Origin of the sequence: Paenibacillus amylolyticus (genome assembly GCF_047302515.1) — a bacterium.
Lineage (GTDB): Bacteria > Bacillota > Bacilli > Paenibacillales > Paenibacillaceae > Paenibacillus > Paenibacillus amylolyticus_G.
The window spans coordinates 489,456-503,376 of record NZ_CP168019.1 but is presented as its reverse complement, the minus strand read 5'-3'; the positions used below and the strand labels follow the sequence as shown (position 1 = coordinate 503,376).

The window sequence follows — 13,921 nt, the reverse complement described above, 5'->3', positions numbered from 1 at the left end:
CACGTACGACAAAAAAAGGTGCATTCCGCCATTATGGCTAAGATGCACCTTTTACACTTTATTTATTTGTCATCAGGCTCTGGAGACAGGATGGATTCAATCCGTTCCAATTCCTCTGTAGAGAAATCCAATTGGCTCAGTGCAGCCACATTCTCTTCAATCTGGGAAGGACGACTTGCGCCAATAAGCGCGGAAGTTACCCTGCCATTACGCAACACCCATGAGAGTGAAAATTGGGCCAAACTCTGACCACGGGCTGCTGCAATCTGGTTCAGCGCACGCACTTTGCGGAGCGTCTCTGGAGAGATGTTGTTTTCATTCAGGAATACCGACGGTCCTTTGGCACGTGAGTCTTCCGGGATACCATTCAAGTATTTGTTCGTGAGCACACCTTGTGCCAATGGACAGAATGCAATACTGCCTGTTCCATACTCATCCAGCACGTCCTGCAAACCATCTTCAATCCAGCGGTCCAGCAGCGAGTATTTCGGTTGATGGATTAACAGGGGCGTACCCAGACCTTTCAGAATTTCGGCAGCCTGTCTCGTCTGCTCTGCGGGATAGTTGGAGATCCCTACATAAAGGGCTTTGCCCGAGCGAACAATATGATCCAGTGCCATCATCGTTTCTTCCAAAGGTGTTTCGGGATCATAACGATGTGAATAGAAAATATCTACATAATCCAGGCCCATACGCTTCAAGCTCTGATTCAGACTGGATACCAGATTTTTGCGTGAACCCCACTCGCCATACGGCCCGGGCCACATATAATACCCCGCTTTGGTGGAGATCACCAGTTCATCACGATAAGGTTTCAGATCCTGGGCCAGTACCTGTCCAAATAACTGCTCTGCCGAACCTGCCGGTGGGCCATAGTTGTTGGCAAGGTCAAAATGTGTAATGCCCAGATCAAATGACCGGGTAATCATATTACGGCCATTCTCAGCGTTATTGATACCGCCAAAATTATGCCACAGCCCCAGTGAAATCGCTGGCAGTTTCAAACCTGAACGTCCAACGCGGTTATATTTCATCGTTTCATAGCGAGTATCGCTTGCTACGTAGACCATTATGAATCCCTTCTTTCCCCAGGTTCCGCCTCTTGTATCCGGTCTATACCGGAGAATGCGGTTAATCAGTACGTACGTTTAACCAAGAAGCTGGTCCACATTATTCATTACCTCGCCAATCGGCTCTGTAATCAGCAAATCAGCCCTGCGGTCGTAAGCGGTAGGTGTAGCGTTGAGCAGAACGGTATGTTTTCCCTGAAAATACGTAATTAACTGGGCCGCTGGATACACCGTCAGTGACGTGCCTCCCACGAGTAACAGATCTGCAGAAGACAGTGCATCAATGGAACGATACAATGTCGTCTGATCCAGCTCCTCTTCGTACAGCACCACATCCGGTTTGATCACACCACCACATGTGGTACAGCGAGGCACGGTATCTTGGGACTGTATAATATCATTCAGCGTATAAAACTGCTTGCAATCCATGCAGGCATTACGATGAATTGAACCGTGAAGTTCAAAAACATTGCTGCTACCTGCCTTCTGATGTAGTCCGTCAATATTTTGCGTGATCACTGCCTGAAGTTTTCCCTCCTGCTCCAGACGGGCCAATAGTTGATGGCACCCATTCGGTTCCGCATCTGGATGAAGCATTTTGCCACGATAAAAACCATAAAAAATATCAGCATGTTGATCAAAAAAATGTCGGCTTAATAATTCTTCCGGTGGATAAGGCGAATGCTGCTCCGTCTGATACAGACCCGCAGCCGAGCGGAAGTCGGGAATCCCGCTTTCCGTTGAAGTTCCGGCCCCTCCGAAAAAAACAATCCGGGAGCTTTCCTGAATCCAGGCAGCCAGTTGTTCTGTTGCGTTCATCCTCTCTCCTCCTTTTGTTTACTATATAAATTGAACTAAAGAATATTTACACTGGCCACTACGATGACAGAACAACCTTCCGATCGCTGTTATCCACAGATTTTTTTTGATTCCTTTCCTAAGGGGAAAATCCGAGGATAGCATATGCTTCCGATGTAGCTTTCTTTTAGAAAGCTTTTAGGCGAACGCTCCGTTTCTTCAGGTTATTTCTGTCCTCTCCATTTCGTGTAAATGTTAGTTCAATTTATATAGTCCAATCAGGTCAGGGTGACTTATAAAATAATGCTTATCTCATTATAATGACGAATAATGGCATGGGCATCAACCAAGTGGGATCCTTGATCTAAATGCGGACAGTAACCGAGGGTATAGGATACCTCTGCGTGCCGCCCCATCTGCATATCCCCATTGCTGTCTCCAATTACAACGGCCTCCGCAGGATCGATATGTAATTCACGGCAAGCCAAGAGTGCTGCTTCTCTATCCGGTTTGCCCTGGGTCACCCGATCACAGCCCACAATGGATGTGAAAAAGGAACGAATCCCCATCCAATCCAGATGTGTTTCTGCTGCCGCTGTACTATCTGAAGTGACGACCGCCAGTGGTATGTCTGCTGCCCTGCATTTCTGCAAGAAATCCAGCAATCCTGACATTGGTTCAGCGGATTTGCGCTCTCTTACCGATCTCATGGCTACACTTGAAAATTGGCGTATCGTTGTGATCGCTTCATTCCATGGTATGCCTGCTGCATATAACTGCCCGGCAAGCAATCCCGTGCACTCATCCACAGTCGCAATGGCAAGTGGACCTTGCGGATCATAGCCGACAATGTGACCTTCTGCATTATGAATGGTGCCTAAGACGTGCTCCCGTTCAACCGTAAATGAAGCTCCAAGCTCATTCATACGTGCTTGTAACTGACTCAGCAACGTCTCTGCCCACGGCCCCCATAGCTGAAGGAATTCCAGCAGTGTTCCATCTTTATCGAACAGGATCCCTTTACATGGGATCTGCACTCCATTCACTTGAAGCATGGTCATCCATATCACCTCCATTAAGTTATGCTATAAATGCATTCAACCCTTAATGCAGAATAATCAAAACCTACTTCATGGTACTTAACCAAGCGAGTACAGTCTTGACCGTCTGATTCAGCTGTTCTTCCCCACTCACTTCCGCCTCGCCATCTCCTTTTTGATGACCATAATCACCGAACTGGGCGTGGTTACCACCTTCAATGGTGTAATATACCGTGTCTTCTGGAAGATACATCCGTCCACTCTGATACTTCGTAGCATTCACGACTTCATCTTTAGTACCCAGAATAGATAAAGCAGGTATTCCAAGTGACTTTACGCTTCCTTTTTCATCCGGGTAAGATGCCAAGAAGAAGATCCCGTGAAGTGCATCAGGATGTGCGGCTACATAACGTGCAGCCATCGACCCGCCGAGAGAGTGTCCACCCATAACAAATTGTTCGTCCGGATATGCGGACAGAATCTCATCTGCCAAGTTTGGCTTAAGCACTGCCAGGTTAACTGGCATCTTGGCAATAATCGTGTGATGCCCCGCAGCAGCCAGCTCATGCGCAAGTGGTGCATAGCTTTCCGGTTTTACCAGTCCACCAGGGTAGAAGAGCACACTTTTCCCCGTCGGTTTATCTGGCACAAAATCAATCCAGTTCTCTTGTTCACTCACCGTTACCGGATTGGCTGTTTCCATAGCTGTTTGAGCTGTTTCCTGTGGACCGTATGGTGTGAATAATTTCCACGCAACAAATCCACATCCAATGACAATGAGCGCCAGAAGTACGAGCAGGAATTTCCCGATGCCCCTCTTCTTGCGCCCTGTATTATACCGATTTCTCAACGTTAATCACCTTTCTTCACTTCCGCAGGTGCCGCGGCTCACAGAATTGGGAGCCTTTGTTTATCAGGCTCCCCTTCTACGAATTGAAAAAAATTTATTCAGCCTTGGCCTTGCGGTAAGCATCCATATATTGTTCCGCTTTGCGACGGACATGACTCAGGTCACCCGTCTTCACAGCTTCCGATGTCAAGTCGGAACCGATCCCTACAGCCACTGCTCCACCCTTGATCCAATCCCCCAGATTAGACAAGGATACCCCGCCAGTTGGCATAAAATTCGCCTGCGGCATAGGGCCCTTCATCGTTTTGATAATCGAAGGATCATACAGGTTACCCGGGAACAACTTCACAATGTCCACGCCGAGTTCCAATGCGCGTTGAACGTCAGCAATCGTCATCACACCAGGCAGAATCGGAATTCGATACAGGTTGCAGATCTGAACGGTATCCGGATTCAGGGAAGGTCCAACTACAAACTCGGCACCCGACATGATGGCCGCTCTTGCCGTTTGCGGTTCAAGCACCGTTCCCGCACCAATAATCGCGAATTTCTCTGGATCTTGTGTGTTCCAATGGTATACACGGCTTAATTTTTCAATGGCTTTGAGTGCACTGGGTACTGTCATCGTAATCTCGATAACTTTAATGCCACCCGCAATCGCTTGCTCGGCCATGGCAATGACTTGATCCGCAGAATCTGCACGCAGAACTGCCACAACCCCATTGTCCGTAATCTTTTGCAACAGCTGAAGCTTCTTCATTTCATTCTCTCCCTTGTCAATGTGGTGGTTGTGTATACAAGCCTTACATTTAAGAACGAAGATGAGCCATATATGATTTCAGCAGCGACTAACGCTCAACATGGGCAACGTTGTTCAGCTTGGCCTCGACCTGCCCCCACGTCGGGAGCGCCTCCCAATCGCCAACAGCCTGTATAACCATGGAACCGGTCAAATTGCCGAGACGGGTTGCTTCCTGCGGGGAGTATCCTTTTAATAAACCCGATAAAAATCCCGCACAGAATCCGTCTCCTGCTCCTACCGTATCCAGAACATTATCCGCCTTAAAGTACGGAACTTCAGTTAGGGTACCATTCGCCAATACGTAGGTCAAATCAGGGCCACCCTTCACGATGCACACAGCTTTCATGGCAGATAAACGCTCAAGTACTTTTTGATCATTTTCTTCGTTATATAGAAGTTTCATCTCATCCAGCCCCGGTAAAAAGTAGTCCGCCAGTTCAGCTAAACGCAGTATAACCGGACGGGCCTCATCCGCAGACCATAGTTTGAGACGCAGATTTGGATCAAAGCTTACTTTCACCCCTGCCTGTTTGGCAATATGTATAGCAGCCTCTACCGTAGCAAGTCCGGACGGGCTTATCGCTGCCGTTATGCCCGTAACATGCAATATCTTCGCCCCGGCAATATAGTCGGGATCCAGATCATCAGGTGTGATCGCACTTGCAGCAGATAGCTTCCTATAATAATGCACCGAGGCTTTCCCGGAAGCGTTCTCACGAATCATCAAACCAGTGGGCTCTTGATCACTTAAACGTACTCGGGATACATCTACGCCTTCACCGCGAATGGCTTTCAGAATCATACTGCCGATCGGATCATTGCCCAAGCGTCCAAACCAACCACTGGTATGCCCCAGACGGGATACGCCAATAGCCAGATTGCTCTCAGCACCCCCGAAAGACTTGTCCAGTGTGGCTGCATATTCCAGCCCTCTTGTATCCTTGGCGGTCAGCAAACCCATACTCTCCCCAAAAGTAATAATTTCCGGGCTTGGATAGGGACTCGTTGACATGATTTCTTCCCTCCTTATAGTTACATTCCCTCATCTTCTTTTTCTATTGTCATCCTCTATGCAACCGTTGTCAATCCCGTTGCGTTCATTTTGTTGTCACAGCTTTGAGAAAAGATAACGCTTACTGATGTGAATTAAATCACAATAGATAATGCACATCCATATTACCCTTATTACAGATGCAAATGACCTGGCAACCAGGGTCTATAAGGGGGCTACACCATGAAAAATCAGACACTGATCCGGGATGATCAGGAATCTTTCTTTTACAATCTGCGCTTTATGCTTATCGTCTGTGTCCTTGCTGGTAATGCACTTGAACCACTCATCACACGTTTTGCAGGAGCGGAAGCTCTGTTCCTGTGGATATATACGTTTCACATGCCACTCTTTGTATGGGTAACCGGGTATTTTGCGACACACTCACTCCAGGGTGCATCTGGGCGAAATGTCCTGAAGCAGATTGCACTACAGTATGTACTGTTTCAGTCCTTATACGCATTGATGGACTTTACCGTATTCCACACACCCCATATGCGGTTATCCTTCTTTGCACCTTACTTGCTGTTATGGTTTCTCGCGAGTCATTTCTGTTGGCGACTGTTGCTTCGTCTGACGATTTCCTGGAAACCGATATATCGGCTGATTGGATCGATTGCGCTCGGTGTAATTGCCGGGTATTTGCCTATCGACGGATTCTGGCTCAGCTTCAGCCGTACGTTTGTGTTCCTGCCGTTCTTTGTCATCGGTTATGACTATGGAGCAACCATCCGTTCACGTTTATTATCCGGTTGGGGGCGAAAAACCGCAGCCATCCTCTCTGCAGCACTGTTGGTATGGATCGGGTATGGGGGTTTGAATATTTCATCCGGATGGTTACTTGGCAGCATGACGTACGCCGAACTGGGTCACCACGAATGGTATGCAGGCATCTTCCGACTGGGTGTCTACTTGCTGGAAATCGCATCGGCAGCACTGTTCTTGGCTTGGGTACCTTCCTTGACTTCCAGACTGACGGACCTTGGACGACGCACACTCTATGTGTTCCTGCTGCATGGGTTTCTCGTTCGTCTCGCGATCTGGTCCGGAATCTACAGTTATATGGGAAGCTCGGCGTATATTCCAGTCATACTTGTCATTGCCATACTCTTCGCAGTCACACTGGCTCTGCCGGCTGTACGTCACACGTTCAAACCCGTAATTGAACCGGATATATCCCGATTTTCTTTCAATCGACATGAGGTGTTTAAACGGTCGGCCTAATGCTCTGACGGATCTCTTCACCATCGATTCTATCCGGGTGTATTGTTTCAGGCTGGAAATAAGGTGGTAAATTAGAGATACGCGCTACAAAAAACAACTTATTGTTGTAAGGAGTGATTTGTAATGGCACGTCAACCGACGTCAGAACACAAGATGAGCCGTGAAGAAGCCGGTAGATTAGGTGGCAAAGCGACTTCCAAGAACCATGATCGAAGCTTCTACCAGATGATTGGAAAAAAAGGTGGAGAAGCGACTTCAGATGCCCATGATACTGACTTCTACAAGCAGATTGGTCGCAAGGGCGGCGAAGCAACCTCCGAAACTCATAATAAGGAATTCTATCGTAAGATTGGACGCAAAGGCGGAAGCAACTAATGAATTCCGCTTGCCACATCGAAACATACTCATAGCTTTCCCGTAAATCAAGAAGTCTAATTCCATGAAAATGGTTTGAGGCTTCTTTCTATTGATTGTAGAAATATGACGACGGTTGTGATAGACTCAATAGAAAAACCGGGTGTTCACGGGTTTAAAGCAGCAAAGAATTTCACAAACTACGGGGAGCTCGACACCGGCATGCCGGTCCTTTTTTTTAGAGTACGGATGAAATTAAACGACAGATGCACTGCCATTTACTTTTCCATTCATGTTGCTCAATATTATATATTTGGGGGGAATACACCATGTCAGCCAAGAAGATGCGTTCCGATATGATCAAAAAAGGTTTTGACCGTGCACCACACCGGAGTTTGCTCCGCGCAGCGGGCGTTAAAGAAGAGGATTTCGGCAAGCCGTTTATTGCCGTATGTAACTCATACATCGATATCGTGCCCGGCCACGTCCACCTTCAGGAATTCGGTAAAATTGTAAAGGATGCTATTCGTGAAGCCGGTGGCGTTCCATTCGAATTCAACACCATCGGAGTAGATGATGGTATTGCCATGGGACACATTGGTATGCGTTACTCGCTGCCAAGCCGTGACATTATCGCGGATTCCGTGGAAACCGTTGTATCTGCACACTGGTTCGACGGCATGGTATGTATCCCGAACTGTGACAAAATCACACCAGGCATGATGATGGGTGCGCTTCGCGTTAACATCCCTACCCTGTTCGTAAGTGGTGGACCAATGAAAGCTGGTCGTGACAGCAATGGTAAAGCTCTTTCCCTGACTTCCGTATTTGAAGGTGTAGGTGCTTACCAAGCAGGTAAAATCGATGATAAGAGCTTGCTTGAACTTGAACAGTTCGGCTGTCCGACATGTGGATCATGTTCCGGTATGTTTACGGCAAACTCCATGAACTGTCTGGCTGAAGCGATGGGACTGGCTATGCCAGGTAACGGAACCATCCTTGCCGTTGCTCCTGAGCGTCGTGAGTTTGTTAAACAATCCGCTACCCAATTGATGGAACTCATCAAAATGGACTTGAAACCACGTGATATCGTAACTGTAGAAGCGATCGATAATGCGTTTGCACTGGATATGGCGATGGGCGGATCTACGAATACAGTACTTCACACGCTGGCACTGGCTCATGAAGCAGGTATCGAGTATCCAATCGAACGTATTAATGAAGTAGCTAACCGCGTTCCACATCTGGCGAAACTTGCACCTGCTTCCGATCTTCACATCGAAGACGTTCATAATGCAGGCGGCGTAAGCGCAGTGCTGAACGAATTGCTCAAGAAACCAGGCGCAATTCATGGTGACTGCATTACAGTAACAGGTAAAACGATCCGTGAGAACGTTGAAGGAAAAGAAATTCAGGATACCAATGTCATTCACCATCTGGATAACCCGCATTCCGAAAAAGGCGGCCTGGCTGTATTGTTTGGTAACCTTGCACCACAAGGCGCTATCATCAAAGTTGGTGCTGTTGATGCTTCGGTTGGTGGATATCACAAAGGTCCTGCCATCTGCTTTGACTCCCAAGAGCAAGCGCTCGAAGGTATTGCTAACGGCAAAGTAAAAGAAGGACATGTTGTTGTTATCCGTTATGAAGGACCAAAAGGCGGACCAGGTATGCCTGAGATGCTGGCTCCTACTTCCCAGATCGTAGGTATGGGGTTGGGTGCCAAAGTTGGTCTGATCACCGATGGACGCTTCTCTGGCGCATCTCGCGGAATTAGTATCGGACATATCTCTCCGGAAGCAGCTGAGGGTGGTCCAATCGCCTTTGTTGAAGAAGGGGACATCATTGAACTGGATCTGAACAACCGTATCATCGAATTGCACATCAGTGACGAAGAGTTTGAACGTCGTCGCGCAGGTTGGAAAGGCTTTGAACCGAAAGTAAAAACCGGTTACCTGGCTCGTTACTCCAAACTGGTTACCAATGCAAGCAACGGTGGCGTACTGAGTATCTAATTCACTAATAAATAAAGGGTTGCTCTTCTGCCAAATCTGGCGAAGGGCAACCCTTTTCTTTTGCTGGTTGGTGTATTCAGTCCGTTTAGTTCCGCTCTGGCAGTATCTCTTGTTCAATTAACAACGATTCATCTCTGGATTCTTCTACCGTTGCTGCCACCTGCATCATATGTTGACCGTAACGTTCCAACAATAGATCCAGCGGCATGGCAATCATCTTGGGTACCAGTTGTTCTGTACGCTGTTTCAGACGTTTGGTTCCTGCCGGGTGGATTACACTTAACAGCAGCTTCAAGTATACTTTGGATGCAGCACTGAACGGTCCAGGAGGCAATTCTTGTATGGTAAATCCGAATTTTTCTGGGCCTCTGTTAATCATGCTCACACCGTATATCGCCTTGGCAGAGCGTAACTCAGGTTCGAGTGCCACCATGCGTGCCAGATCCGGCAATTGCTGTTCCATGGTCCGAATCATGCGAATAGCCAAATGCATACTGGAACGTGACGTCACTCCAAGTTCAAACAACTTCTGATTGTCAAAATGCAGTTCTATTACCGGATCTCCATTTTGAATGACATGGCCATCATTCATCTCCACCCGTGCTCCGTGATATACACGTGATCTGAAGTGCAGCATTGGGTCCTCTGGTGAAGCCGTCCGTAGATGATATACCCAGTGGAACAACTTCTCCCAGCCCAGCCATAGTGCAACAACGATTCGTTTCCATAGTTTCAATGGTGTCTGTAATTGCATTTTGTTCTGAGATTCGCTCACTGTGATACCTCCCATCAACGTATCAACGCGTACGCTTTGCAGGCCAAGCCGTTCAGCTTCCTGTAATACGACTTCCAGCGCCTGAAGCATCTGCTCCGGCGCGTGTGCATCAGCACCAAGGGTCGTTCCTCGATCATGCAGCAACATGACCTCTCCGCCTCTCAGTTCCTTCAGCATCCGTTCAGTTAATCTCTGGGCACCTACTCGGCTTCTCCAGTCTTCAAACATGGAAGACCACAGTACAATCTTTCGTTCTTTCTTGCTGAAAAAATCAAACAAATTCATAATCCCCCACGGTGGACGATAATAACAAGTCTTCACGCCGGTTACTTCATGAATAATCTGACCTGTTCGCTGAATCTGATCTCGAACGGTACGTGGCCGCATGAGCCAGTTCGTCTTGTGAATATAATTATGAATGCCAATAAGATGACCTTCCTCATGTATGCGCTGTATGAGTTCAGGATGACTCGCTGCATGTTCTCCAACGACAAAAAATGTGGCTTTTGCTTGATGCTGACGAAGCAGATCGAGCAATCTTGGCGTATAATGTGGATCTGGCCCATCGTCAAACGTTAATGCAAATTGTGTATCACTTCTTCCCCGTCGAAATACACGAAAACCAAAAAACCTGCTGATCAAACTTGGAATAAAGGCGTAAAAAGATGAAAGATACAATAACCACAGTAAAATACTATGAAGTATCGTTGTCATGTTGCGAGCTCCCCACTTCTCCTGCTGAATTACGGTGCACTATGGCACTATCTAAAATAAACCGCCTTTAATTTTATCATAGTTCGGACTTTTCTTGAATCCTGTTTTCCCAAAAAGATAGCTATCGTGTACAATAAATACAATCTAATTATTGCCATCAAAGGAGCCATGTCCATGCTACCGCTTTACAAAAAATACGGGCGAACTGTCTTTGACATCGCGTTGCTCGTATTAACCGTGTATGTGATCATGTACGGTTTCAGTCAATTATACCATGTGGCTGCACCGGTCTTTCTATCATTCATTGTGTATTGGATGATTGAACCGCTGGCCAAATTTTTACATCGCAAAGGATTGCCAAAGACGCTTGGAGCCGCCATCTCCGTCTTGTTGTTTCTTGCATTAATTGTCGCTGCCTTTTTTGGGGTAGGCTTGATTATCATTTCACAAATTTCCAATCTTCAAGATAATTTTCCCGTATACATTGAAATGATACAGCGTGAATTCACCAATCTGGTGTTATTCATTCAGGACAAGTCAGACGCTCTCCCTGATGGAGTTATGGAAAAAGCGAATGATTATTTTGCAACCCTGACCGGGTTCCTGTCCAAATGGGTAACTAGCGGAGCGCAATTCGTCGTAGGTTTCCTCAGTTCATTCTCTTCGTTTATTACGAACTTCGGAATTGCGATTATTCTGGCATTTTTCCTCAGTATCGAGATTGAATCCTGGCGCAAGTTCGCCCGTGCGAAAACGCCCAAAACATTAAAGTCAGCTATTGAATTCATGCGTAATCACGTGTTCAAGACAATCCGCTCGTATCTGAAGGCCCAGATGATCATGATGCTCATTACGTTTGTATTGATTTATGCAGGTTTGTTGATTTTGGGAACCTCTAACGCCTTTACCATTGCAGCAGTCTGTGCGGTTTTTGATCTGGTACCATTGCTTGGCGTTCCTGTTGTATTTATTCCATGGATCGTCTACTTATTCATTATTGGCAATAGTAGCCTAGCGATTGGCTTGATTGTGATTCTGGCAGTAACGATGCTGACACGGCAGTTGCTGGAACCGAAAATATCAGGTAACTCGATTGGTGTATCCTCGGCGTACTTGATGCTTTCGTTTATGCTGATCTCCCTTTCGATCTTTGGCCTGGCTGGTGTAGTGTTATCTCCAGTGCTTCTGATCCTTCTGAAAGAACTGTTACAACAAGGATACTTGCAAAAGTGGATTCACCTGCCAAAAGATGAATTTGAGTCCTCTCCATTAGTCATGGACCCACCCGTTAATAAGGACTCATCGAATTCTGCCGAATCTACTGTACAACGTCCCATTCCTGCGAAGGATCATGAGGACTCAGCCAAATAGTCCATCACCTTCCTGAAGAGAGCCGTCGCCTGATGTTGGCTGTCAGGAGAAACATTTTGAACAAGAACAGCTACAGCATATTGGGGTTGTTCTACCGGTCCATAACCAATGAACCATTGATTGTTACGCTTCTCCCCATGTTTCTGTACCTGAGCTGTACCTGACTTCCCTGCAACATGCCACCGCGCACGCTGTAGGGATTTTCCTGTTCCCTCACGAACTACCTTATTCATCCAGGATAACAGTTTATGCGCTGTTGCGGGAGCAATCTGTCCTGATGCTGAAGGTGAATCATGCAAGGGCAATTCCAGCATGGTGCCACCATCCGCATATCGGATGCGCTTAACGAGACGTGGGGAACTAACCTTTCCATCATGTAACAGTGTAACGATCAGATTGGCAGCTTGCAGCGGTGTGACCAAGACATCTCGCTGACCAATTGCTGTCTGTATTTTCGCACCTTCATCAGCAGAAGAAACAGCCTCTGTTCTCACACGCCCGTGATCCTCATGATCAAAGTGTCGTAACACAGGCATTCCTGCCATCTGCTTCCCCTCCCAGCCAATCGGACGCGCGAGTCCCAGACGATCAGCCGTGTTCTCCAGTTGTTCCATACTAAGCCTGCGCGCCGTTTCCGCGAATACGATGTTACAAGACTCAGCGAATCCTTGCTCCAGATTCAGGTCTCCATGCCCATGCTCCTTCCAGCAAGACAACCCATATCTTCCGTACTCACCACCACAATGGAATTCTTCTCCGTTAGAAACCGCATGATACTCCAAAGCAGCAGCCGCAGTGACAATTTTGAAAATGGAACCCGGTACGGCTCCCTGTATTGCACGATTCCCCCAGGCCGATTGCTTGGGGTCCACATGTTGTGGCTGATAGAAAGGGCGGGAGATCATGGCGCGAACATCTGCGTTAGCGGCATCTAACACAACAATGGCCCCTTCTTGTAATCCAGATTCTTGCGTTAACTCCTCCAACCCACGCTGTAACTCAGCATCCACTGTGGTTTCTACTCGTAAAGGATAATGGCTATTGGTCGGTGCAATGACGTGTGGCTGAATATCAGGGATAATCTCCCCACCACCCGAGACCATGCGTGATACAAGCGTAGGGCCAATTCCCCTTAACAAGGGTTCAAGTGTCCTCTCCAGTCCAGCTGCTCCTGATTTCATAGCAAATGGCTGTTTTACTTCATCCTGATGTCTAGTCAGAACTTTGGAGGACTCAGGCTGTTCAGCCAGATAACCCATCCACTGCATTCCTGTATGCCCCTGAAGATACCTTGTCATCATCGGATAGATGCCAGCTCCTTGCAGGTGCAAACTACGTAGGCGCTCCACCTGGGCAGCGGTCAAATGAACAGGCTGATGTGTACCTGCTGTCCAGAAATGAGGTATACTTTCCTGATTCCATTCCTTCTTCAATTGATCCGGATCGGTATGTAATATAGCTGCCAACTGTATCATCTCGGAGCCTTCTAATGCCCCTTGCTTGCGTAATTTCTCTAATGGACTTGCCTGTGGAAAAAGAACCAATCCCCATTGCAGTTTACCGGTCAACGCCTCACCCTTGTAATCCGTAAATTGTCCCCGCCCCGGGTCAAGCATCACCCCGCGTTCACGCTGCAATACAGACATTTCACGTACCGTCCGGTGAGATCCAGGCATCGTCTGATTCACCTGAACAATCTGGACCCATCCCAATCGTAATATAAGCAATCCAAAGACAAGAGTTAGAAGAATACAAGTTATATAGATTCGCCGTTTCGCAAGGAGATGCATCCCAATCTCACCTTTTGTCGTTTTGACCATATTATTGCTGATATGGCTTGGAATTATCCGGTAAACA

At 47.3% G+C, this 13,921-nt stretch carries 12 protein-coding genes; 4 read left to right on the top strand and 8 right to left on the bottom strand.

Annotated features, from left to right (window positions below; translation table 11 throughout):
- Positions 1–62: 62 nt before the first annotated feature.
- From mgrA to ACDJ59_RS02310, 6 genes are all read right to left on the bottom strand, one after another.
- A complete protein-coding gene (mgrA, locus tag ACDJ59_RS02335) occupies positions 63–1,070 on the bottom strand; it encodes an L-glyceraldehyde 3-phosphate reductase (protein WP_036616991.1) in 1,008 nt (335 codons plus the stop codon).
- Between the two features lie 78 nt (positions 1,071–1,148).
- Positions 1,149–1,889: an NAD-dependent protein deacylase gene (locus tag ACDJ59_RS02330; RefSeq protein ID WP_413407490.1), complete on the bottom strand. Its 741-nt coding sequence runs from the start codon at positions 1,887–1,889 to the stop codon at positions 1,149–1,151.
- Between the two features lie 272 nt (positions 1,890–2,161).
- Positions 2,162–2,929, bottom strand: a complete 768-nt coding sequence (locus ACDJ59_RS02325; protein WP_413407489.1) for an HAD family hydrolase — start codon at positions 2,927–2,929, stop codon at positions 2,162–2,164.
- Positions 2,930–2,993: 64 nt separating this feature from the next.
- Positions 2,994–3,758, bottom strand: a complete 765-nt coding sequence (locus ACDJ59_RS02320; RefSeq protein WP_413407488.1) for an alpha/beta fold hydrolase — start codon at positions 3,756–3,758, stop codon at positions 2,994–2,996.
- A gap of 94 nt (positions 3,759–3,852) precedes the next feature.
- Positions 3,853–4,518: a bifunctional 2-keto-4-hydroxyglutarate aldolase/2-keto-3-deoxy-6-phosphogluconate aldolase gene (locus ACDJ59_RS02315; protein WP_017686833.1), complete on the bottom strand. Its 666-nt coding sequence runs from the start codon at positions 4,516–4,518 to the stop codon at positions 3,853–3,855.
- Positions 4,519–4,606: 88 nt separating this feature from the next.
- A complete protein-coding gene (locus ACDJ59_RS02310; protein ID WP_413407487.1) occupies positions 4,607–5,572 on the bottom strand; it encodes a sugar kinase in 966 nt (321 codons plus the stop codon).
- Between the two features lie 222 nt (positions 5,573–5,794).
- Between ACDJ59_RS02310 and ACDJ59_RS02305 the strand changes: the two genes are divergently transcribed.
- The 3 genes from ACDJ59_RS02305 to ilvD all read left to right on the top strand — a co-directional run bounded on the left by ACDJ59_RS02305 (position 5,795) and on the right by ilvD (position 9,204).
- On the top strand, positions 5,795–6,835 hold the full coding sequence (locus ACDJ59_RS02305) for an acyltransferase family protein (protein ID WP_413407486.1): 1,041 nt from the start codon (positions 5,795–5,797) through the stop codon (positions 6,833–6,835).
- A gap of 123 nt (positions 6,836–6,958) precedes the next feature.
- Positions 6,959–7,210 carry a KGG domain-containing protein gene (locus ACDJ59_RS02300; RefSeq protein WP_413407485.1) on the top strand — a complete coding sequence of 84 codons (252 nt, stop codon included), beginning with the start codon at positions 6,959–6,961 and terminating at the stop codon, positions 7,208–7,210.
- A 308-nt stretch (positions 7,211–7,518) separates the two neighbouring features.
- A complete protein-coding gene (gene ilvD, locus ACDJ59_RS02295; RefSeq protein WP_036616973.1) occupies positions 7,519–9,204 on the top strand; it encodes a dihydroxy-acid dehydratase in 1,686 nt (561 codons plus the stop codon).
- A gap of 85 nt (positions 9,205–9,289) precedes the next feature.
- On the opposite strand, the gene ACDJ59_RS02290 is transcribed toward ilvD, so the two are convergent.
- Positions 9,290–10,693 carry a polysaccharide deacetylase family protein gene (locus ACDJ59_RS02290; protein WP_413407484.1) on the bottom strand — a complete coding sequence of 468 codons (1,404 nt, stop codon included), beginning with the start codon at positions 10,691–10,693 and terminating at the stop codon, positions 9,290–9,292.
- A gap of 174 nt (positions 10,694–10,867) precedes the next feature.
- Between ACDJ59_RS02290 and ACDJ59_RS02285 the strand changes: the two genes are divergently transcribed.
- Positions 10,868–12,064: an AI-2E family transporter gene (locus tag ACDJ59_RS02285; RefSeq protein ID WP_413407483.1), complete on the top strand. Its 1,197-nt coding sequence runs from the start codon at positions 10,868–10,870 to the stop codon at positions 12,062–12,064.
- On the opposite strand, the gene ACDJ59_RS02280 is transcribed toward ACDJ59_RS02285, so the two are convergent.
- Positions 12,043–13,884: a peptidoglycan D,D-transpeptidase FtsI family protein gene (locus ACDJ59_RS02280; RefSeq protein WP_413407482.1), complete on the bottom strand. Its 1,842-nt coding sequence runs from the start codon at positions 13,882–13,884 to the stop codon at positions 12,043–12,045. The genes ACDJ59_RS02285 and ACDJ59_RS02280 overlap by 22 nt on opposite strands.
- Positions 13,885–13,921 lie beyond the last annotated feature (37 nt).